Raw genomic sequence first — 21191 nt, forward strand, 5'->3', positions numbered from 1 at the left:
GATAATGGGCTTTATTAAAAGCAAAAGGCTAGCAATCAAAACTGCTAGCCTTTTTTATTTGCTTGAATTATTCACTTTGGTTTTTCTTGTTTTGGATTTCAGTACGAATCTCTTGAGCCAAAGTTTTTAATGCTTGCATGCCACCTCTCACACGAGTTCCAGCAGCTTGATTGCCTTTTTCATAGAACTTTTCGAAGTCACCCTCTAATGACAAAATCAAGTCTTTTACTTCTGAGAATCTGCTCATATTTGTAATTGGATTTAGGTTGGATAAATTGTTAAAAAAGCCTCATACGAAGTCTGTAGGCATTTTTTACGACCGAAATATAGTCAATTTCCAACATGATGCAAATTCTTTTATCAAAAAAAGCATGAAAAAAGCACAAAATCGTATTAAAATTATGCTAATACTGATTTAAACTGCTCAGCTTGTGCTTTATAGAAGCCTTCAGCTAATCTTTTCTGTACTACTTCAAACTGATTCATAGTGTATTCTACGTCCTCTAGCGTGTGTGCTGAAGTAGGAATAATACGCAACATAATCTGTCCTTTTGGTACTACAGGATATACTACAATCGAGCAGAAAATACCCATATTTTCACGTAAATCTCTAATCAAAGACGTTGCTGTAAGAACATCATATTCACCATGCAAAAACACTGGAGTTACTGGCGAAGTTGTGTCACCAATATCAAAACCTCTTTTGCGGAAACCATCTTGTAGAGCACGTACGTTTTCCCATAATTTCTCACGCAATTCTGGATGTTTCTTAATCAACTCCAAACGCTTCATACCACCAATTACATAAGGCATAGGAAGTGCTTTTGCATAAGTTTGAGAACGCATATTATATTTCAAAAACATGATAATGTCTTTCGGAGCAGCAACGAAACCGCCGATAGCAGCCATTGATTTTGCAAATGTTGAGAAGTACAAATCAATACCTTCGATACAGTTCAAATGTTCGTGAACACCACGGCCATTTTCACCCATTGTACCAAATCCGTGAGCATCATCTACTAAGATTCTGAAGTTAAAATCGCTTTTCAATGCAACGATTTCGTCCAAAGAACCAACTTTACCCGACATACCAAACACACCTTCTGTAATAACTAAGATACCACCGCCAGTTTCTGCAACCTTCTTAGTAGCACGCTCAAGGTTTTTACGCAATGAGCCCATATCGTTGTGATTGAACTTGTAGTAAGCACCCATTTTAGCTTTGTGCAAACGGATACCATCAATCAAACAAGCATGGCATTCTGCATCGTAAACAATAATGTCACGGTGGTCAACCATACATTCAATAATAGACATTACACCTTGATAGCCGTAATTCAACAAGAAAGCATCCTCTTTACCTACAAATTCAGCTAATTGACGCTCAAACTCCTCATGCAAATCAGAGTTACCTGACATCATACGAGCACCCATTGGATAAGCCAAACCATAGTCAGCAGAAGCTTGTGCGTCAGCCTCACGAACTTCAGGATGGTTAGCTAAACCAAGGTAGTTGTTCAATGACCAGTTAAGCATACGCTTGCCATTGAAGTTCATATAAGGGCCTAATTCGCCAGTCAATTTAGGGAATGAAAAATAGTGGTGGCCAATTTTGTGGTAAGAACCTAGCGGCCCCATGTTGTTTACGACTTTCTCAAAAATATCCACTTTATATCTGCGTTTTAGATTTATGAATAGTGTCAATTATTTTCAAAGCAACAAGTTTTTCTGCCTAATATATTAGCGGAATATGTGCAGTGAAAATCTTAAAATAATCTCAAAGTTAATTCTTTATTTTTTAACTGCCAAATATTGTATTAAACAAAGAATAACAAGACTTGATTTGGTTATTACTTGCAATATTTCAAGAACTTTTTTCGCTAAATACATATTTATCGATTCGTTTTATATCTTGTATCAAAATTGGGTAAAGGCAGCACTTTTTCAATTGTAAGATTTCAAGTTGAATCCATCTTTGAAAAATCCAAATGAGCCATGAGTCTAAATAGTAAACTTACCATTTGCGAAGACCAAAGCACTATCCTTGACTTTTTGGTTGATAATCAGGAGTTACCACAGGATTTTAGCCAAAATATGGTTAAAAGTGTTTTGAAAGATGGCGCTTTTTATCTGGCCATCTATAAAGCCTACGAAAAGGAGGATAGATTTACGCTTTATCGAATTGATGATTTTGCTTATCAGTTTGATGATTTGCTGTATTTGTGGCGTTTTTTTGATGAAAAATCATTAGAAAAACAACATGCTCAAGTCATGAAAAAAGCTAGAAATATTGTTCATGATATCATTTCAATGCTTGAAACATTAAAGTCCTTATTTGAACCTCCACAGAATATTTAGGTTGGGAAATAAGACATTTATAAAAATGATGAAAGTATCAATTAGTGGACAAAATTAATTTTACCCGCTTTAAGCTATAGACTTTATCCCGTAAAATGAAGTTGAAAGCTGTTTCTCATGGAATATGTCAAATACTTACAGTCTAAAGAGTAATAAAGTAAGATAAAATTTAATCTATTTTAAATATAAAATGCTGATAATTAAAAAATTACATTCTCAACTTATCATTCTGCATTAATACATTAGTAACAACAAAACAAAATCGAAGAAACCAATCAATGAAAAAAATTCATAAGCTCCTCGTTGCCAACCGTGGCGAAATTGCTTTGCGTGTGATGCGTACTGCTCGTGAAATGGGTATCAAAACTGTTGCTATCTATTCGGAGGCCGATCGTTTGGCACCACATGTAAAATTTGCAGATGAAGCTGTTTGTGTAGGTCCTCCCCCATCCAATCAATCGTATTTATTAGGTGATAAAATCATTCAAATTTGTAAAGATTTGAACGTTGACGCTATTCACCCAGGTTATGGATTCTTGTCTGAAAATGCAGCCTTTTGTAAAAAAGTAACAGATGCAGGCATCATTTTTATTGGTCCGTCGCCTGAGAGTATTGAGGTGATGGGTGACAAACTTTCTTCGAAACACGCAGTTGCTAAATATAATATTCCCATGGTCCCAGGCACACCTGATGCCGTAACCGACCGTGAAGTTGCTAAGCAAAAATCGAAAGACATTGGTTATCCAGTCCTCATCAAGGCATCTGCTGGTGGTGGCGGTAAGGGTATGCGTGTGGTAGAAAATGAAGAAGAGTTTGACGAACAAATGGACCGTGCAGTTTCCGAAGCCATTGCTTCTTTTGGAAATGGTGCTGTTTTCGTAGAAAAATATATCACTTCACCTAAGCATATCGAGATTCAAGTATTAGGCGATAAGCATGGCAATATTGTTCACCTTTTTGAAAGAGAATGTTCAGTGCAACGTCGTCACCAAAAAGTAGTAGAAGAAGCACCTTCGGCAGTATTAACACCCGAAATTCGTGCAGCAATGGGACAATGTGCCGTAGATGTAGCTCGTGCTTGTAATTACTATGGCGCAGGTACAGTAGAATTTATTGTAGACGAAAAGTTAGATTTTTATTTCTTAGAAATGAATACTCGTCTACAAGTAGAACACCCAGTGACAGAACAAATTACTGGAGTAGATTTAGTAAAAGAAATGATTCTGATTGCAGAAGGACACCCTATTTCGTTCAAACAAGAAGAGCTAACAATTAATGGTCATGCCGTTGAATGTAGAGTTTGTGCAGAAGATCCTCGCAATAACTTTTTACCAGACGTGGGTACACTTACGACTTATATACGCCCACAAGGCAATGGCGTGCGTGTAGACGATGGTATGGAACAAGGAATGGCTATTCCTATCTATTATGACCCAATGATTGCCAAGTTGATTACCTATGGTAAAGACCGTAATGAAGCTATCGATAAAATGATTCGTGCGATTGATGAATATCAAATTACAGGAATTCAAACAACACTTCCATTTTGCAAATTTGTATTGCGTCATGAAGCGTTTCTTTCTGGTCAATTCGATACACGTTTTATCAGTCTTTATTATACTCCTGAGGTTTTGGATACTGCGCCAGATGCAGATGAAGAAGCTATCGCAGCAGCATTGGCAGCACATTTGATTCTTCATAAAAAAGCAACACCAAGTCAAGAAAGTACTGGTGGACAACTGGTTAAAAGTCAATGGAAATCTAACCGTACCGCTTTGAGATAGTGTTGATTGAGTGGATTTTGATTGAGTGATTGAGCGATATTCTTTATCCGTGGAGATGCAATATTTTACGTCTAAATAAGAGTCATCCAGTATTGTAGTATCATTAAAAAAGCGGTCGAAAATTACTTTTCGACCGCTTTTTTAATGATACTATCTTGAGTTTCACTTGGCTTAAGACACTAAACATTTCGTCTTAAGTTGAGCATACAAATTTTAATCCAATCACTCAATTAGATTGAAGTACTACTTCTTCACTACTTTCACCTCAATTCTTCTATTTTTTGCTTTACCTTCCTCTGTGGTATTTGATGCTACAGGAACAAATGGACCTTTACCATCAAAGTCAATACGAATAGCGCTAATACCGTTGGTAACCAACATATTACGAATAGCAAACGCACGCTTACGAGACATTGTCTTATTCTGAAGAGTATCGCCAGTATTGTCTGTATGGCTAGTAATTTTTACTTGAACCTTTGGAAAAGCTGTCATGATTTTTGCTAAATCTTGAATATTCTTTTCTCCACCTGCTACCAAAGTTGCTGTATTACCTTCGAAAGCCACATTCTCTAGTACAAACACTTGTGAAGGACGACTTGCAGTGTCTGCCACATATTTAGTAAAACGCTCCACAAATGACCCTGGCAGTGTTTCAATAGTTTGTCCATTAGGCAATGCAATACCAGTCAACTTAACTTCATCAGCTGTGTTTGACGAGTCTAACTTTGAAACAGCTGTATCTTTTGGCAAAGCTGTTGTATCGATTTCAGCACCTGTTACTTGCTCAACTTGCGTGCTATCTACTTCATCAGCATTACTAGAAAATGTTGATTGCCAGTCATAATTTACCAAAAAATAAGCGGCTACTGCTACTACTAAAGCTATAATACTGGCAGGAAATACCCATTTTGGAAGTGGTTGGCGTTCTTCATCTTCAGACTCATAATTTTTGCTAGAGTAAGTAACAATCTTATCTTTATCATCAGAGATTTTTGGCGCTGTTGGAGCAGGCACACCCGGAGAACGTAAAGGAGCGCCAGATGCAAACTGTACAGGCTTTAACTCTTGACTCATGAATGTTGCCAAGCCTAGAACATCAATCATTTTTACTTGAAGGCTTTCTGGCGTTTCACCTAATAAGTAACTCTTCAATTCGAGTACCGTATTGGCTAGTGTGCTTTTATCGGCATTCTGATTTGTAACTACTTTACCCAGTCTTCCAATCACCACTGGCATCACAAAAGCCAATAATGAAGTAGCCGAAGAATTACGAACACCTGCAAACTGAGAAATCAAGGTAGCAATAGAGCTTTTTTTGTCAGGAAGCAACATGCTTACCAAGCTATGACCTTTTTCAACTACTTTGGCAAAACTTTCACGATCTTGAACAACACTTGAAATTTCAGAAAGAATGGCACCATCGTGACCTCCTTTTTGGATAACATTCATGAGTGTGGTAGCGCCAGCCTCATTAGTAGCTCTTTTCATAATACCACCAATAATGGTTGGTACTAGCGCCTCTATCGCCAACTTTACTTTGTCTTCTTTTTCACCTACTAGCGAGGCAGCTTTTACACTGATGTCTCCCCCTAATAACTCTTTCAACTCTACAATTAAATTCATATCAAATGTTTTAAGATTATTCTATCGAGATTTTAGATAAGCAATAGGCACTGTTTGTATGATAAGGTACACAACAACTCCATTTTTTTGCTCAAAAATACAATCCTTCCTTGATATTTGGCGCATATTTTCCAATATCTTATCAAATCATTTTATCAACGCCCTTGTTGACTTGTTTAATGCAAAATAGATGTTAAAAAAGTGAAATTCTTCGAAAAAAATTTAATTACCAAAACATGAACCTTAACTTTGTGGCTCCATATAAAAAGGATAGCTCAAATTTTACCTCCAAAGGCTCTATCCTCAGACGCAATCACAAAAACAATGAAAAAAGTTTTATTTATCGACCGTGACGGTACTATCATTCAGGAACCTCCTGTCGATTTTCAAGTTGATTCATTAGAAAAATTAGCTTTTTTACCTAAAGCCATCTCTAATCTTCGCAAAATTGCTGAGGAAACTGACTATGAATTGGTTATGGTAACCAATCAAGATGGTTTAGGCACAGACTCTTTCCCTGAGGACACGTTTTGGCCTGCTCATAACAAAATGATGGATACCTTGACAGGTGAAAATATCATTTTTGCAGACGTACATATCGACCGTACATTCGAACATGAAAATGCGCCGACTCGTAAGCCTTCAACAGGGATGTTGACTAAATATTTTGATAGCACACAATACGATTTGGCAAATTCTTACGTATTGGGAGACCGCTTGACTGATATTCAATTGGCTATCAATCTCGGAGCAAAAGCTATTTATTTAGGAGAAAAAGCCATTGAGCAACCAGAACATATTGACGCTACAGCTCTAGTTTCGGCTGATTGGGATACCATTTATGAGTTTTTACGTTTGCCCGAACGCAAAGCTTCGGTAGAGAGAATTACAAAAGAAACTCAAATTTGGGTTGAGCTAAACCTAGACGGTAAGGGAAAATCTCAAATCGAAACAGGTTTGGGCTTCTTTGACCACATGCTTGACCAGTTGGCAAAACACTCTGGCGCAGATTTGAAGGTAAAAGTTGTTGGTGATTTACATATCGATGAGCATCATACCGTCGAAGATACAGCTCTAGCACTTGGAGAAGCCTATTTGAAAGCATTAGGTGATAAAAAAGGTATTGCTCGTTATGGCTATTTCTTATTGCCAATGGACGAAGCCCTCGTACACGCTGCGATTGATTTCTCTGGACGTAACTGGATGGTTTGGGATGCAAAATATTCTCGTGAGAAAATTGGTGACGTTCCAACTGAAATGTTCTTCCATTTCTTTAAATCATTTACTGATACAGCCAAGTGTAATTTGAATATCAAAGCAGAAGCTGACAACGAGCATCACAAAATCGAAGCGACTTTCAAAGCCTTTGCAAAAGCTATCAAAATGGCAACAAAAAGAGAAATCAAGGATTTGGACATTCTTCCATCTACCAAAGGAGTTTTATAGTTAAGCACGAAAATATAAGTTCAGATAACTTTCTTTTTATTGACTTAACAAAAAACTACCCAAAGTTTAGCAGTTAATATATGAATCTTTCAGTTTTGAATTTTATCTTTGTGGTATCAAAACTGACTGTTCATTTTCATAAATCTAAAATATAAATACCATGGGTGTTTCAGGAGCTTTATTCTTTATCGTTCTTTTTGTGCTAGCAGCAGTTGTAGGTTCGAGATTACAAAAAATCTATAACGAAAGAGGCAAATAAGATGTCAAGTATAAAAAAAGAGGACTAAAACAGTTCTCTTTTTTTGTTTCGTTACGCTTCTAAATTACACAGTTTCTACTCTATACGTCGCTCGTCCCCCAATAGTACTTTTGAGCTTATCTCCAGCTCATTTGTTCACTCAAAAATACCCAATCCGTAATTACTTAAATATCAGTAGTTTAATTACTAAAAAATCAATAATTATTTCTCGTTAGTATTTCCCTATTTGAATAGCAAATTTCAATACTACTGCGTTCGTGTAATTCAGGGTTTTCAATGACTAATTTGGCATAATTACTGCTTCTATTCTCATATTAACTCCTTTAAATCCAAGACAATACGGTTATTTTCCTAATTAAAGCTATGCTGATTATTAAACTCAAACATTTATTTCGACAACCATCTTCATACTATCCCTCCCTCCTCAATAAAGTCATTTAAACCGCATTATAGCACTTACTACGCCTAGCTGTAAATGTCCCATGTTTAAAGCGCCGTCAAGCAAATGATTTTTTCACAATTTAAAACCAAGTAGCCATGAAACAACGTGTTTTCTTCTTATCCGCTTTAGTACTTTTCTTGCTTTCTAAAATCGAAGTCGTTGGCCAAATAGACTCGCATACCATAGGCATTACGATTCCAGCAGTTACAATGCTAAGAATTGCACCGACTGCCAGCAAAAACATAACTATGAATTTTACTTCGCCAAGTACTGCTGGAGATCCCATTGTAGCCCCTAGCAACAATACCTCTCTGTATTTGCAGTATAGTTCGATTATGACTGCTCCTGCTACGGGTCGTAAAATTTCAGTACAAGCTTCTGCTTTGGTAGCAGGTTTAACGATTGCAGTGACCGCAGCAACCCCTAGTACCTCCAACTTACAGGGAGCTGTAGGTACAGGCAGTACAATCTCTTCGTTGGGTACTACTGCTGCCGACATTATTACTGGTATTACAAGTTGTGCAACAGGAACAGGTTCTAGTGATGGTAGTAATCTAACTTATAGTATTGCTACTACGAGTGCTTCGGCGTACCAAAACCTTCGTTCTGGAACGTCAAGTATTACAGTAACATATACTTTAGCTGACAACTAAAAGTATCTAAACTCTTTGACATTCAATTACCGTATCTTAAAGAAAAGAAGCTTGTTAGGTCATAGCTTATACTTTAGGATACGGTTGATTTTCCGTACCCATATTAATTTATTTTGCTTATGAATCAACTCATTAAGTGGGCTTTGTGCTGGGCGATTATTTTCTCTTCCTTAACTGGATTTTCAAATATTTTAATTTTGAACGGACTCACCCATGAACACGCCATCTTGGGAGAATCTGCTCAAGTAAATGGAGTCATAAAACTAAAAAATGATGCTGAGACTGCCGTCAAAGTCCTATTTTATAAACAAGAGTATTTACTTGCCTGTGGTCAAGAATCTAATTTTGCGAGTACGCCAACACACTCGTATTCGTTAGGGCGTTATCTCACTACTCCCTTATCAGAAAAAATATTAGCGCCCAAAGAAGAATTTGATTTGCCTTATTCTATAGCATTGCCGCAAAGCTCTGCTAATGGAAGCTATTGGTCGGTTATCATGGTTGAGGCTGCTGACCCCATTACAAGTAGCGATCCTTCAGGGGTAAGTATCAACTCAAAAGTACGATATGCCATTCAGGTAATTGCCAATAAAGGGGCTTTTGAAAGTCCAAAGCTTTCGTTTTTAGATGTTCGCTATAATACTAAAAACCAGCAGGTTTCAAATAGTCAAGTAGTAGTTTCGCTCAAAAATGAGGGACGTTTTTCGGCCAAAACCAAAGTGTCATTGGAGATTTATAATGACAAAGGTGAAAAGATAAAAGTGTTTGAAAGTTTGTCAAGAAGAATTTATCAAGACAAGTGTAATACCTTCGAAGTGGACATTGTAGGACTGCCCAAAGGTAAATACGAGGGAATTTTAATTGCAGATAACGGCACAGATTTATTTGCCTCCAATCTTGAATTATCTATTGAGTAAAGTAGCCTAGGTTGATCAATGTGTTCCCACAAGTACATATTATCCCAAAAAATCTTTATTCTATTTCTAGTAGTAGAGATATTCGGTGCTTTAAACAAAGTGCATGGACAAATATTGCCCAAAATTCAACATTTAAAATATCCCTCAGATATTTCCCCAGGCGAACACTTCACGGTTTTTTGTGATGTCAAGCATCCTGTAAAACAAGGTATTGTACCCGTTCAATTAATTTCGCCTCCCAATTGGGCAACGATTTTGACCAAGCAAATTCCCATCAATGATAGTACAAGTAGGTTTGTTCAAACGATGGTATGTCCCAATAAAGTAGCGATTCGGCCTTATTATTTTATATTTCAGTACCAGGCACAGTCCATTGCTAATTTTCCGATTACTATCAGAAAGGTTCACCAACTGACGATTACTCCCATGAATCTCCCTGATTTTGCCAAAGAAGGAGATACATTGAATATCTCCTTCTCTATTCAAAATGCAGGCAATATTCTCGAAAAAGCTACAATTAGTCTAAATCAAGGCAAAATATTTAGTCAAAAAGATACACTTGATATGCCAATTGGAGCGAATGAAAGCTTCACCATTTTTACAAGGCATATTATTCCAAGCACTAATCAAGGCAATTGGAACTATAATCCGATTCTAACGCTCAAAACGAAAGATACCTCCATGATTAGCGTTGTATCCATTCCTGTATACGGCACAACTCGCAAAGAAGATAATTCATGGCTCAGATTTCCCTTAGAGATTGGAGGCGTCTATATTGGTACCAAACAAGGAGATTTATCAACTTCCGCTTACCAATTTGATGTGAGGGGTAAGGGATTTTTAGATTTTTCTAGTAAGCATTATATCGATTTTACGGCACATGGACCTAATCAATTTCAAATCCCGATGATTGGTTCGTATGAGATATATTCGATGAAATATGATTTCAGAAAAACACTTTCTGTGCAATTAGGCGACTATAATTTAAGACTATCCAACTTACTAGAATTTGGTCGGTTTAGCAGAGGAGCAAAAATAGATTGGCGAAATGAAGTAATAGGAACGAGTTTTTACTATGCCAAACCTCGTTTTGAGTCTGACCTCAACTATCAATTAGGAGGTAATATTTTGTGGTTTTATTCAAAAAATAATTTTCTTACCGTTGGCTATCAACGGAAAGGCGTTTTGCTCAAAAATCAATCATTTGATGCTAATATCTTAAACTTATTTTCAAGTATTACCACCGCAAAAATTCATTGGGAGACAGAATTGGCACAAAGTATATCTCTAAATGGAACTGATTATGCCATTCAGAACAATTTTAATTGGTATAATAAATGGATAGCGATTTCGAGTAATTTGATTTATGCAGGCAAAAATTTTTACGGATTTTATAAAAGTGGCTGGCAGACTTTCAATTCCATTAATTTTACCATCAACAACCATCTTTCCTTCGGAATAAGCCATAACCTTACGAGAATAAATCCTTCGTTTGACCTATTGGTATATAATTCTTCGCCCTATATTAAAAGTCTCATTGGGCAGTTGAATTACCGATTCAACTACCGAAGTATGTTGCGACTTAGCTATAATATTCTTGAAAGAGAAGACCGATTAGAGCCTAAGTCATTTTATTATAGAGAATCATTTGGAGGGTTAGGTTATGATTATAACGGAGAAAAATTTGCGCTTTCCTACAATGGCAGATGGGGTAATGCCGAAAATCTATTAATTCCTAATGATGAAAATATCATCAAAATGTCTTTTTCCAATGCCATTAATCCTCAAATCAGACTGATTCCTGCGCTCTGGTTTGGAGGAATTTTTGAGCATCTTTACACCAGTAAATATTCGGCTACCAATAGCAATACCAATTACTATTTTTATGGAGGTTCGTTCAGGCTTAATATTCGTCCATGGCTCAGCGCAATGGCAACTTATCGTAACAACTTTACGCCTGAAGCACTTGTCCAAACACAAAGCTATTTAACTGGAAATCTCAATCTAGATTTTAAACATCATGCTGTGAGTCTAATGGTCGGACAGTCTTTTATTCCACAGGCAATCAATCTTGGAAATATCAATAGAGATGCTATTTACTTTTCTTTGAAATATACCTTAAAATTGAATTTGCCTTTAGCAAAAGACAAACGTCAAGGTACAGTAATTGGTCAATTGAATAGCTCAGATAATACACTTTCGGTAGGTAATGTGATGGTTTCTTTAGGTGAAAAAAAGGTATTGACCGATGCCAGTGGCAAGTTTACTTTTAATAAAATTATTCCTGACAAATATATTTTCAGAGTAGAACCCAATCCCAATTATTATAATGTTTCGATTACACCTCGCGGACCAATAGAAGTTCAGGTCAAAAACGATAGTGTTCATACTTTGCGAATAACCATTGCCAGAACAGGACTCATCAACGGGATTGTTCAATTGGTAGACCAAAATGGAAACCGAAAAATCGATAGCACTTTGGTATTTCCTACTATCTTTATCAAAATACAAAATGACCAAGGCGCTATTACCACCAAAGTAAACGCACTTGGCGAATTTAGCTTTAGTGATGTTGTCCCTGGTTCTTGGAATTTATCGGCATGGCTTGTCAACAATCAAAATACATTTCAATTAATAGATGCCAATCAGAATGTCCAAGTAAATCCAAGCAAAACTGTTGATATCGCCATTGGCTTACAGTCACTCCAACGCAAATTGGTATATGGTAGTAAAAGTTTTCAGGTAAGATTACAAAACAAAAATCCCTGAATAGTAGCTTATGGAATCCAAATATTGAACCTTAATATTGGTCAAAACAAAAAGCCTACATGATGAAATTGCTGTTATTTGCTAAAATATTGATTTTATTATTCTTAAGTGTACAAATTAATGCCCAATCTACTGTATCTGTAGGCATTACGTTGAACTCTGTGGCATTGCTAAAATTAAGTCCTAATAGCAACTCTATTACCTTTAGTTTTTCAGCACCTTCTACTGCAGGTGAAGCTATTAGCACTTTGACAAATACGACCAAATGGCTCAACTTCAGTTCGGCTGTTGCACCTAGTGCCTCTAGAAGAATCACAGCACAAATTTCGGGGGGTACTGTCCCAAGTGGCTTACAACTTACTGTACTGGCAGGAACTGCCGTAACAAGTACAGGGACAGTTGGTTCGTCATCAGGCACAGTTACTTTATCAACATCTAGCAATACAATTATTAACAATATTGGCGGCGCTTACACAGGAAGTGGCTCAAACACAGGATATAACCTCACCTACTCTTTAAGTGTAAGTAGTTATCAACTATTACGCTCAGGAACAAGCTCATTTTCAGTAACCTATACGATGGTCGATAATTAAAGAAAATGTTTCAGTATATGCTCAAAACTCTGTCATATTATCTCCTTTTTGCACTTTTGCTTTTTGTTTTTCAGCAAAAAGGCAGTGCTCAAAGCATCACTATCCAGTCAGGAGGAACCTCTTGGTCTGTTACTGTACCTGCCAGTAATATTACCACTGCTGGGCTTGACTATAGCACCAATATGACCAGCGCAACCAACCAATCCTTAATGAATATCAGTACACTTTTGACTTATGAAGTTCGAGCCAAGAAACAAGATACACTTTGGGATAGTAGATTAGAGTTGTATGTACGAAAAACAGGAGATGGCACTCCTGTACTTCTTGCGGTGATAAGTCCTTCGGGAGTTGGCAGTTATAATTTACTCGGAAGCTCCGACGTAACTCTTTTCTCAGGATTGTTGGGTAGAACAGGAGTTCCACTTCAGTATGAAATCAGGGGAATTTCAGTTGTAGTACCTGTTCGAACTTATTCGACCACCATTGTTTATACTTTTGTGGGGTTATTATAAAATACCTTCATCAGCAAAACTGAGATACGTTTTATCGGTAAAAATCAAATGATCTAAAACAGGCATATCCAAAAACTTTCCAGCTTCCACCATTTTCTTTGTCAAATCTTTATCCGCTTGACTCGGCGCAGTATTTCCTGAGGGGTGATTGTGAGAAAGAATCATAGCACTAGCCAGATTCTCTAAGGCTAGTTTAAAAATCAATTTGGGATCAGCAACCGTCCCTGCCACTCCACCCGAACTTATACATTGGCAGCGAATCACTTGATTGGCTCGATTAAGCAAAATCACCCAAAACTCCTCGTGCGATAAATCTAGCATATAAGGCTTCAGCACTTGATAGGCATCGTTCGAAGAGGTAATTCTTGGTCGTTTGGGAATTTCAGCTTCTTTTCGTCTGCGCCCTAATTCCAAAGCACTTACAATAGTAATTGCCTTTGCTTCGCCGATTCCTTTAAATTTGGCGAGTTCTTTGACTGTGAGTCGAGCTAATTGATTCAAATCACCACTCACACCTTGTAATATCAGTTTCGCAATGTCGACGGCTGTTAGTTTTTGAATACCCGAACCAATTAGGATACCCAATAATTCAGCATCCGAAAGGGCTGATTTTCCTTTAAGAAGTAGTTTTTCACGCGGGCGATCTTCCTCTGCCCACTCTTTGATATTGAGGTGTTCACTAGAATACGATGACATAGGTGGATATATTTACTATAGTTTTTTAGGTAAATATGTAAAAAAGTATTGTAATCAATCGTATTTTTCTAAAAATTTTAGTATTTAAACTATTCCTTCAAAAGGAATTAAGCTAAAAGTTAAAGAATGTTTTTAATGAAATCATGAATACATTTTGCCTACTGCTTGTAGCCCCAAGCGTATTAATCATACAAAAAGGGTCTCATTCGAAAATGAGACCCTTTCTAGACTTAGTATTTTGAAGCTGATTAAGCTGCTACTTTACTCACCAACTTAGCTAACTTTGATTTCAAGTTAGAAGCTTTATTTTTGTGAATAATGTTCTTCTTAGCCAATTTGTCTAAAGCTGAAGAAACTTTCTTATAGAGTTCAGAAGCTACTGCTTTATCGTTAGTTTCACGTAAACGTTTTACCATTGTACGAGTAGTCTTGTGTTGGTAACGGTTACGCAATCTTTTAGCTTCGTTCGCTCTAATTCTTTTTAACGCTGATTTGTGATTTGCCATTTTTATTTCCCGAATAATATTGGTTTTCTAAATTGAAGTGCAAAGGTACAGAAAAAGTTAGACTTCCACAACCTAATTGTAGTATTTTCTTTTCAGATTTACCAATAATATACTCAATATTAATTGAAAAATTGATTTTTGCGGTGCAAATGTCGTTGAAATAAATTGTATTTCCAAGATTAGCCGTGTAACTTTAATCAGTTTATTCATCTTATTTCAATAGTTCTCACATGAAACCTACCCTATTCGTACGAAGTTTTTTACTTCTTATGCTTTATAGCTACTCTTTCCCTGCTAATTCAGACCAATTTGCTCGTTGGGGATTTTTTGGGCATCAATTTATCAATCGACTTGCAGTTTTTACGCTCCCTCCAGAAATGATTATTTTTTATAAAAAACATCTTGGGTATATTGTCGAACATGCTGTAGACCCCGACAAACGACGCTATGCGATTCCTGATGAAGCACCAAGGCATTTTATCGACTTAGATTATTATGGCGACAGTGCGTTTTTTCATTTGCAAAAACCTTGGGAGCAGGTGGTGGAAAAATACTCGGAGGATACCCTCAAAAAGCATGGTATTGTACCTTGGCATATTCAGTTTATGAAATATCGCCTCACTAAAGCATTTGAATCCAAAAATTTGCCCCTTATCCTAAAATGTTCGGCGGAAATTGGGCATTATATTGGCGATTCTAATGTTCCTCTGCATACTACCTCCAATTATAATGGGCAAAAAACACAACAAGTTGGGATTCATGGGCTATGGGAATCAAGGCTTCCTGAGCTTTTTGCGAAGGATTATGATTTCTTTGTAGGAAAAGCCGAATATGTAAAATCTCCTCAAAAACGTATTTGGGCACATATTAGGGCTGCCAATGCCTGCTTAGACTCAGTTTTTAGGTTTGAAAAAGCACTACAAACTCACATTTCATCTAACAAGCAATTTAGTGTAGATGAACGAAATGCGATAAACACAAGAACCTATTCACAACTCTACAGTCAAACTTACCACAATCTTCTTAATCACCAAGTGGAGCGACAAATGCAGGCAACAGTGAAAATGATTGGAGATTTTTGGTACACTTGTTGGGTAGATGCAGGGCAACCAGATTTAAACAACTTATCTCAACAAAATTTAAGCGATTCATTACAAATGGCAGACAAAAAAGAAGCAAGTTCATGGCTCAAACGACTTTTCTCGGCGAGAGAGGAAAATGAATAGCGGATGTAAATTAGTGGATTTTACCAGCAATAGGCAGCAAACTATATACAGTAAGCTAAAGGTATAAATGTGTTTTCCATAAAATGATGAATACTTTTTATGCCTAACGCCTACCCTTTAATGTTCAAAGCCTAATAACGAAAATTATGCAAATCGATAACTTGCGCTATAATTTTGCTTCAATTCAGACAATTTATCTTCTACCTTTGTATTATGAAAAATCAATTTAGAAGAAATAGCGATTTTCGTAGAAAAAATCAGCCTAATCATAAGACTAATAAACCTGCTGTAAAGTCAGATTTAAGTCATCTTAGCTTAGACAAACCTGCTGTTGTATTAAATGCAGGTAAAGAATTACCTGTAAAGCGTTTTCACCCTTGGGTATTTTCTGGGGCAATTTCTCAGATTTTAGGTGAACCAACAGACGGACAAGTGGTAGATGTACTAGATTTTGAAGGTAGCTTTTTGGCTACAGGTCATTATCACGAAGGTAGTATTGCTGTAAAAATATTCTCATTTGAACAAACAGAAGCTGACGAAGAATTTTGGTTTAACAAAATGGCGAAGGCTTTTGAAGTACGTAAATTAATCGACTTTGAACAAACCAATTGCTTCCGTTTGATTCATGGCGAAGGCGACGGCTGCCCAGGGTTGATCGTTGATATTTATAATGGCGTAGCAGTTTTACAAGCTCATAGCATTGGAATGCACCTTGAGCGTCATAAATTGGCAAATGCCATCAAAAGAGCATTGGGCGATAACTTAGTGGCTATTTATGATAAAAGCGTAGAGACTTTGCCTCCTCAATATGCCGCAAATCAAAAAAATGGCTATTTAATCGGAACAAGTTCAGTGCCTCATCCAGCCAAAGAAAATGGTCATACGTTTTTGATTAACTGGGAAACTGGGCAAAAAACTGGTTTCTTCCTTGATCAGCGTGATAACCGAGCTTTATTGGCTCGTTATGCGAAAGATCGCAAAGTGTTAAACTCGTTCTGTTATTCTGGTGGCTTTTCAATTTATGCCCTCAACGAAGGAGCAACTTTGGTTCACTCGGTGGACGTTTCACAAAAAGCCATTGACTTGGTAAATCAGAACGTAGAAGCAAACTTTGGAGACAAAAACGCCAATAATCATGAGGCGTATGCTGAAGATGTCATGAAATATCTGAAAGCAAACGACCAATTTTATGACTTGATTGTTCTTGACCCTCCTGCGTATGCGAAAAGTATGGATGCTCGTCACCGTGCAGTGCAAGGTTATAAGCGTTTGAATATGGAAGGTTTTAAGCGTTTGGGCAAAGGTGGCATTTTGTTTACGTTCTCATGCTCACAAGTAGTAGATAGAGAATTGTTTTACAATACAGTTGTATCAGCAGCGTTAGAGGCTGGGCGACAAGTGAGAGTATTACACCATTTGACGCAACCATCAGACCACCCTGTTAATTTTTTCCATCCAGAAGGAAGTTATCTAAAAGGTTTGGTTCTTTATGTTGAGTAAATAAAACCAAAAGGATATATAAAAAGGGCTGACTCAGTGTTGAGTCAGCCCTTTTTGTATATCCTTTTCTAGTAAATCAATACTTGAAATCTTATTGCTATTCAACAAATCTGAATAATCTGTTCCAACGAATTTTACTCAAGAATGATTTGTTTGGATCAAGTGACATCCAGATGAATACCGCTTTACCAACAATATGATCAGCAGGAACAAAACCGAAGAATCTTGAATCTTCTGAATTGTGACGGTTGTCACCCATCATAAAGTAATAATCTTGTTTGAAAGTATAAGAAGTAACAGGCTTGCCATCGATACTTACTTTATAATTTTCGATAACAACGTTTTTATTTCCTTCATAATACTTGATAACATATTTATACTTATCGATATTCATTGAATCCAATTGGATTGTCAAACCAGCTTTTGGCACTTGAATCGGTCCAAAATTATCGCGATTCCAGTTGTATAAACTAGAACTCATTGGCGCATCTTCTTGGTGAATGATATTTGCACCAACCTCCATACGCTCACCTTTTGGAGAAATAATAGGAGAGATTTCTTTCACACCATCCAACTGCTTTAATTTAGCAATATTTGATTCGAAAGTATTCACCACATATACAAAATAACCTTTTTTCGTATCTGAAGAATCTCCTTGGTAAGGTCCTACTAGGTTATTATTCTCATGTCCCATGGCATCGATACCATTGTATATTCCCAATTCTTCAAAAGGTTTTACGTCTGTAATTTCTTTTGTTGTTTTCAGAATATAGCCATGTTGCATCTTGGCAGGATTGGTAGCAGGTTTGCCGTTGATGTACAACTGCGTATTTTTAATTTCAATTAAATCGCCAGCCGTAGCAACACAACGTTTGATATAATAGGTTTTTAAATCAACTGGCGCATCGCCATCTGGTGCATAGTTAGGCACATTAAAAACAACTGCATCACCTTTGGTTACATCAGAAAAACCAGGCAAACGATAAATAGGAAGATCTAACCAAGTTAAATAAGAAGGTAAATCTGTACCCCAAATTTTTTGGTGAGTCAATGGAACTTGCAACGGAGTTTTAGGCGTACGTACACCGTAGTGGAGTTTACTCACAAACAAAAAATCTCCAACCATCAAGCTACTTTCCATAGATGAAGTCGGAATCGTATAGGCTTCGAAAAAGAAGAAACGAATTAAGGTAGCAGCCACAACTGCAAACACAACTGAATCAACCCACTCACGAAAGGCTGACTTTTTAACAGGCTTTTTTTCAGACATTTTACAAAAATCTTAAATTTCTTTGATGGTTATGTAGCTAAGCTTTTATACAATAAGTCGTCATTGTTTACCTAGAATTACATTTCCACGAATTTATTTTTCAAACATTGACAAAATAAAAGCACTAAGTAATGCAAGAGTGTATTACTTAGTGCTTTTGAATGCTTTTATTCTGCTAACAAATCGTCCATGCCAAATACGCCTTTTTTGTCAGCAATCCACTCTGCTGCAATAACTGCGCCTAATGCAAAACCTTCACGACCATGTGCTTGGTGCAAAATTTCGATTTGGTCAATATCAGAAATATATTTAACAATATGCGTTCCTGGAACTCTACCTTCACGAGCCGACCAAATAGCCACTTCGTTGTCAGCAGGAATTTCGTTATTAATCCATTTTTCTTTGCCAGCAAGATTTTCAATTAAACCTTCAGCAATAGTAATTGCAGTTCCACTTGGAGAATCTTTCTTTTCGGTGTGATGAATCTCGGTTGTGCTTACGCTATATTGTTTTTGAGGGTTCATCAATTTTGCTAACATTTTATTCAATTTGAAAAAGATGTTAACACCAATAGAATAATTTGATGACCAGAAAAATGCACTTCCTTTTTCTAATGTTAAAGCCTCTAATTCAGGTTTCTTTTCCAACCAACCTGTTGTACCAGATACTACAGGAATGCCTTTTTCGATACAAGTTTTTACATTTTCGTATGCAGAAAGAGGATGGCTAAATTCAATGACTGCATCTACATCAGCAGCTGTAAGAGCATCAAATTCGCTACGGTTATTTACGTCGATTCGTGCTACTATGTTATGACCTCGGCTCAGAGCAATCTTCTCTATTACTTTACCCATTTTGCCATAGCCGAGAAGAACAATATTCATGTTAATTGAGACTATTTATGTGAAAATTTTAATTCTATTTGTTATTTCAACGCTAATGTGATTTTTGCTCCAAACGCAGGACTATTCATAAAAGGCGTCGTCACGGCTGGTTGTATTTTCATTGAAATATCGTCAGTCAAATCAAATGTTTTTAAATGCGCCGTTACGTTGGCATCAATGATATTGGCTGCCCAAATGACAAGTACAAACAAGATTGCAGTATCTCTATATCGGTGATAATATTGGGTTCCAGTTTTTAGTTGTGCTGCAGTCATCTCACGAGTAACACCATTATAAGTAATGGACGTCCCCGTTAGATTATTCTCTGTTACATATCTTGATTTATTCAAGAACAGTTGATAGTATTCATTGTTATGAATAATAAAATAGACATTCACCCCAAAACCTGCCGCTAAAATCGGTAACTTCCAATACTGTCGATTATAGATTTGTCCCCATCCTGGCACCATCGCTGAACGAATAGTGGCAATCCTTGGAATAATCTTATATTGTTTTTTCCCTGAATCTAATGACTTAGCTACTTTTGTCAAGTCATCTTTTGGAATTTGAATGGTATCTGCTTTTAAGATTTGTGCTGGTGAACAATAGCTCAACAACATACCAATTATACTCAAAAGCCATACTTTTTGTATGTGTTTCATGCGTATTCTAGTCAAAATTTCTTGCAAAGTTCATGTAAAATAACTTCGTTTTCAATGCCTTAACAAGATTTAACAAAACTATTGTTGGAAAATCGACCAGATTTAAGCTTTGATTGAGAGCAAAATTTTGTCTAGTTCTTCTTGTGAAGTAAACGGAATCTTGATTTCTCCTTTGCCTTTATCATCTGCTTTTACGGTTACTTTTGAACCAAAATAAGCCTGAAGTCTAAATTGAAGGCTTCTTATCTCTTGTTTTACTCCGCCTTTTTTATCAACACCTTCTGCCATTAATTTGGCGTTTGAAAGCTCTCTTACAGCCTCTTCTACTTTACGAACAGACCATTCTTCGGCGATTGTTTTATTGAAAATCGAAAGTTGGTGCTCACGATTGTCGATGTTGATAATAGCACGAGCGTGTCCCATTGAAATTTTGTTATCACGCAATGCCACCTGAATCACATCAGGAAGTTTCAACAGACGAATGTAGTTATTGACAGTCGTACGGTTTTTACCTACTCTATCTCCAAGCTCTTCTTGCTTAAGACTACATTCGGTAATCAAACGCTGATAACTCAAGGCAATTTCGATAGCATTCAAGTTTTCACGCTGAATGTTTTCAATTAATGCCATTTCCAACATTTGTTGGTCGTCAGCCGTACGCACATAGGCAGGAATCATGCGCAAACCTGCACGCTTCGATGCTTGCAAACGGCGTTCACCCGAAATAAGTTGATATTTATTCGGGGCAATTTGACGCACCGTAATAGGCTGAATAATCCCTTGTACACGGATTGAGTCGGCCAATTCGTTGAGCGCCTCCTCATCAAAATGAGTACGCGGTTGATAAGGATTGGTTTCGATAGCATCTACCGAAATTTCGTTCATCGAGCTAATTTGCTCCAAACGTTGAGGACGCTCGATGGGTGTAGGATTACTAGGTCTGGTATTATTTACACCATTAACTGAATCTGAGTCCTGTAACAAAGCTCCTAAGCCTCTGCCAAGTCCAACACGTTTTTTTGCAGGTAATTCCATTTTACTCATGGTATAAAAGTTAATAAGTACAAATGTATATTGGCGCTAATTTGTGA

The 21191-nt window shown here is 36.9% G+C and carries 19 protein-coding genes; 10 read left to right on the forward strand and 9 right to left on the reverse strand.

Annotated features, from left to right (window positions below):
• Nucleotides 1–67: 67 nt before the first annotated feature.
• Both QM481_RS07755 and QM481_RS07760 read right to left on the reverse strand, forming a co-directional pair.
• The gene (locus QM481_RS07755) at nucleotides 68–247 is read right to left on the reverse strand and encodes a BF3379 family histone-like protein (protein WP_095162445.1); all 180 of its coding nucleotides are present in this window, start codon (nucleotides 245–247) and stop codon (nucleotides 68–70) included.
• Nucleotides 248–399: 152 nt separating this feature from the next.
• A complete protein-coding gene (locus QM481_RS07760; protein ID WP_166549151.1) occupies nucleotides 400–1668 on the reverse strand; it encodes an aminotransferase class I/II-fold pyridoxal phosphate-dependent enzyme in 1269 nt (422 codons plus the stop codon).
• Between the two features lie 327 nt (nucleotides 1669–1995).
• Between QM481_RS07760 and QM481_RS07765 the strand changes: the two genes are divergently transcribed.
• Together QM481_RS07765 and accC are read left to right on the forward strand one after the other, a co-directional pair.
• Entirely contained in the window at nucleotides 1996–2358 is a 363-nt protein-coding gene (locus QM481_RS07765) for a hypothetical protein (RefSeq protein WP_166549152.1), read from the forward strand.
• Nucleotides 2359–2636: 278 nt separating this feature from the next.
• Nucleotides 2637–4142, forward strand: a complete 1506-nt coding sequence (gene accC, locus QM481_RS07770) for an acetyl-CoA carboxylase biotin carboxylase subunit (RefSeq protein ID WP_283381321.1) — start codon at nucleotides 2637–2639, stop codon at nucleotides 4140–4142.
• Nucleotides 4143–4385: 243 nt separating this feature from the next.
• On the opposite strand, the gene QM481_RS07775 is transcribed toward accC, so the two are convergent.
• Complete coding sequence (locus tag QM481_RS07775) at nucleotides 4386–5765, reverse strand: DUF937 domain-containing protein (protein ID WP_283381322.1); 1380 nt, start codon at nucleotides 5763–5765, stop codon at nucleotides 4386–4388.
• A gap of 324 nt (nucleotides 5766–6089) precedes the next feature.
• Between QM481_RS07775 and hisB the strand changes: the two genes are divergently transcribed.
• The 6 genes from hisB (at nucleotide 6090) to QM481_RS07805 (ending at nucleotide 13356) form a co-directional block, all read left to right on the forward strand.
• Entirely contained in the window at nucleotides 6090–7211 is a 1122-nt protein-coding gene (gene hisB / locus QM481_RS07780) for a bifunctional histidinol-phosphatase/imidazoleglycerol-phosphate dehydratase HisB (RefSeq protein WP_283381323.1), read from the forward strand.
• 796 nt (nucleotides 7212–8007) lie between these two features.
• Complete coding sequence (locus QM481_RS07785; RefSeq protein ID WP_283381324.1) at nucleotides 8008–8565, forward strand: hypothetical protein; 558 nt, start codon at nucleotides 8008–8010, stop codon at nucleotides 8563–8565.
• A gap of 119 nt (nucleotides 8566–8684) precedes the next feature.
• The gene (locus QM481_RS07790) at nucleotides 8685–9482 is read left to right on the forward strand and encodes a hypothetical protein (protein ID WP_166549157.1); all 798 of its coding nucleotides are present in this window, start codon (nucleotides 8685–8687) and stop codon (nucleotides 9480–9482) included.
• Nucleotides 9483–9581: 99 nt separating this feature from the next.
• Nucleotides 9582–12251, forward strand: coding sequence for a peptidase associated/transthyretin-like domain-containing protein (locus QM481_RS07795; protein ID WP_283381325.1), 2670 nt, complete (start codon nucleotides 9582–9584; stop codon nucleotides 12249–12251).
• Nucleotides 12252–12310: 59 nt separating this feature from the next.
• The gene (locus tag QM481_RS07800) at nucleotides 12311–12844 is read left to right on the forward strand and encodes a hypothetical protein (RefSeq protein WP_283381326.1); all 534 of its coding nucleotides are present in this window, start codon (nucleotides 12311–12313) and stop codon (nucleotides 12842–12844) included.
• Nucleotides 12845–12861: 17 nt separating this feature from the next.
• Nucleotides 12862–13356, forward strand: a complete 495-nt coding sequence (locus QM481_RS07805; RefSeq protein WP_283381327.1) for a hypothetical protein — start codon at nucleotides 12862–12864, stop codon at nucleotides 13354–13356.
• On the opposite strand, the gene radC is transcribed toward QM481_RS07805, so the two are convergent.
• Nucleotides 13351–14052 (reverse strand): RadC family protein, encoded by a 702-nt coding sequence (radC, locus tag QM481_RS07810; RefSeq protein ID WP_283381328.1) that lies wholly within the window; start codon nucleotides 14050–14052, stop codon nucleotides 13351–13353. The genes QM481_RS07805 and radC overlap by 6 nt on opposite strands.
• Before the next feature lie 248 nt (nucleotides 14053–14300).
• Nucleotides 14301–14558 carry a 30S ribosomal protein S20 gene (rpsT, locus tag QM481_RS07815; RefSeq protein ID WP_095162422.1) on the reverse strand — a complete coding sequence of 86 codons (258 nt, stop codon included), beginning with the start codon at nucleotides 14556–14558 and terminating at the stop codon, nucleotides 14301–14303.
• A gap of 230 nt (nucleotides 14559–14788) precedes the next feature.
• Between rpsT and QM481_RS07820 the strand changes: the two genes are divergently transcribed.
• A complete protein-coding gene (locus tag QM481_RS07820; RefSeq protein WP_283381329.1) occupies nucleotides 14789–15784 on the forward strand; it encodes a zinc dependent phospholipase C family protein in 996 nt (331 codons plus the stop codon).
• A gap of 213 nt (nucleotides 15785–15997) precedes the next feature.
• Entirely contained in the window at nucleotides 15998–17284 is a 1287-nt protein-coding gene (locus QM481_RS07825) for a class I SAM-dependent rRNA methyltransferase (protein ID WP_166549163.1), read from the forward strand.
• A gap of 97 nt (nucleotides 17285–17381) precedes the next feature.
• On the opposite strand, the gene lepB is transcribed toward QM481_RS07825, so the two are convergent.
• From lepB to QM481_RS07845, 4 genes are all read right to left on the reverse strand, one after another.
• A complete protein-coding gene (gene lepB, locus QM481_RS07830) occupies nucleotides 17382–18554 on the reverse strand; it encodes a signal peptidase I (protein WP_283381330.1) in 1173 nt (390 codons plus the stop codon).
• Nucleotides 18555–18721: 167 nt separating this feature from the next.
• The gene (dapB, locus tag QM481_RS07835) at nucleotides 18722–19438 is read right to left on the reverse strand and encodes a 4-hydroxy-tetrahydrodipicolinate reductase (protein ID WP_166549165.1); all 717 of its coding nucleotides are present in this window, start codon (nucleotides 19436–19438) and stop codon (nucleotides 18722–18724) included.
• A 41-nt stretch (nucleotides 19439–19479) separates the two neighbouring features.
• Nucleotides 19480–20100 (reverse strand): DUF5683 domain-containing protein, encoded by a 621-nt coding sequence (locus QM481_RS07840; RefSeq protein ID WP_283381331.1) that lies wholly within the window; start codon nucleotides 20098–20100, stop codon nucleotides 19480–19482.
• A gap of 102 nt (nucleotides 20101–20202) precedes the next feature.
• Complete coding sequence (locus QM481_RS07845) at nucleotides 20203–21144, reverse strand: ParB/RepB/Spo0J family partition protein (protein WP_166549167.1); 942 nt, start codon at nucleotides 21142–21144, stop codon at nucleotides 20203–20205.
• Between the last annotated feature and the right edge of the window lie 47 nt (nucleotides 21145–21191).

The organism is Flectobacillus rivi (assembly GCF_030056655.1).
Taxonomy (GTDB): Bacteria; Bacteroidota; Bacteroidia; order Cytophagales; family Spirosomataceae; genus Flectobacillus; species Flectobacillus rivi.

Coding starts and splice junctions, on each gene's coding strand:
- QM481_RS07755 (WP_095162445.1), bottom strand. CDS start 247: ATGAGCAGATTCTCAGAAGTAAAAGACTTGATTTTGTCATTAGAGGGT.
- QM481_RS07765 (WP_166549152.1), top strand. CDS start 1,996: ATGAGTCTAAATAGTAAACTTACCATTTGCGAAGACCAAAGCACTATC.
- accC (WP_283381321.1), top strand. CDS start 2,637: ATGAAAAAAATTCATAAGCTCCTCGTTGCCAACCGTGGCGAAATTGCT.
- QM481_RS07775 (WP_283381322.1), bottom strand. CDS start 5,765: ATGAATTTAATTGTAGAGTTGAAAGAGTTATTAGGGGGAGACATCAGT.
- hisB (WP_283381323.1), top strand. CDS start 6,090: ATGAAAAAAGTTTTATTTATCGACCGTGACGGTACTATCATTCAGGAA.
- QM481_RS07785 (WP_283381324.1), top strand. CDS start 8,008: ATGAAACAACGTGTTTTCTTCTTATCCGCTTTAGTACTTTTCTTGCTT.
- QM481_RS07790 (WP_166549157.1), top strand. CDS start 8,685: ATGAATCAACTCATTAAGTGGGCTTTGTGCTGGGCGATTATTTTCTCT.
- QM481_RS07800 (WP_283381326.1), top strand. CDS start 12,311: ATGATGAAATTGCTGTTATTTGCTAAAATATTGATTTTATTATTCTTA.
- QM481_RS07805 (WP_283381327.1), top strand. CDS start 12,862: ATGCTCAAAACTCTGTCATATTATCTCCTTTTTGCACTTTTGCTTTTT.
- radC (WP_283381328.1), bottom strand. CDS start 14,052: ATGTCATCGTATTCTAGTGAACACCTCAATATCAAAGAGTGGGCAGAG.
- rpsT (WP_095162422.1), bottom strand. CDS start 14,558: ATGGCAAATCACAAATCAGCGTTAAAAAGAATTAGAGCGAACGAAGCT.
- QM481_RS07820 (WP_283381329.1), top strand. CDS start 14,789: ATGAAACCTACCCTATTCGTACGAAGTTTTTTACTTCTTATGCTTTAT.
- QM481_RS07825 (WP_166549163.1), top strand. CDS start 15,998: ATGAAAAATCAATTTAGAAGAAATAGCGATTTTCGTAGAAAAAATCAG.
- lepB (WP_283381330.1), bottom strand. CDS start 18,554: ATGTCTGAAAAAAAGCCTGTTAAAAAGTCAGCCTTTCGTGAGTGGGTT.
- dapB (WP_166549165.1), bottom strand. CDS start 19,438: ATGAATATTGTTCTTCTCGGCTATGGCAAAATGGGTAAAGTAATAGAG.
- QM481_RS07840 (WP_283381331.1), bottom strand. CDS start 20,100: ATGAAACACATACAAAAAGTATGGCTTTTGAGTATAATTGGTATGTTG.
- QM481_RS07845 (WP_166549167.1), bottom strand. CDS start 21,144: ATGAGTAAAATGGAATTACCTGCAAAAAAACGTGTTGGACTTGGCAGA.